The following is a 539-nucleotide window of genomic DNA, read 5'->3' on the forward strand; positions in this document are numbered from 1 at the left end:
GTGCATGGGACGGCACGTGGGGCTTCAATGCGTCCTACACGTTGGCCTATGGCCGCGGCAACGCCGAAGGACCGGTCAACTCCGACACCGACTTCGCCGATGCCGGTCGCACCGAAAACTTCGACAATCCGTGGGTCAACTATCGCGGCTACGGCTATCTGGCCAACGATCGCCGCCACCAGTTCAAGTTCCGCGGCAGCTATGCGCTGACCGAGAACCTCACGGTCGCCGCGACGCTGGGCGTGCAGTCCGGCAGCCCGATCACCCGCTTCGGTGCCGGCAACCCGTTCGACGCCACCGACTTCCACAGCTACTACGTGTGCGTCTCCAACTGCCAGGCCACGGTGCCGTCCGAGCGGGTGTTCGGGCATTCCCCGCGTGGCGGTGACGGCCGCACGCCCTGGACCTACGACCTGGACATGAGCGTGGCCTACAAGATCCCGGTGCCACTGGATATCAACGTCAAGCTGGCGGTCTACAACGTGCTCAACCAGCAGCGCATCGTCTCGGTGGACCAGGATTATGAGCCGCAGGACAGC

The 539-nt window shown here is 64.6% G+C and carries 1 pseudogene; it reads left to right on the forward strand.

Annotated features, from left to right (window positions below):
• Positions 1-539, forward strand: a pseudogene (locus ACXJKJ_RS31885) (hypothetical protein); the annotation flags it as partial.

The organism is Roseateles sp. P5_E1 (genome assembly GCF_054049335.1).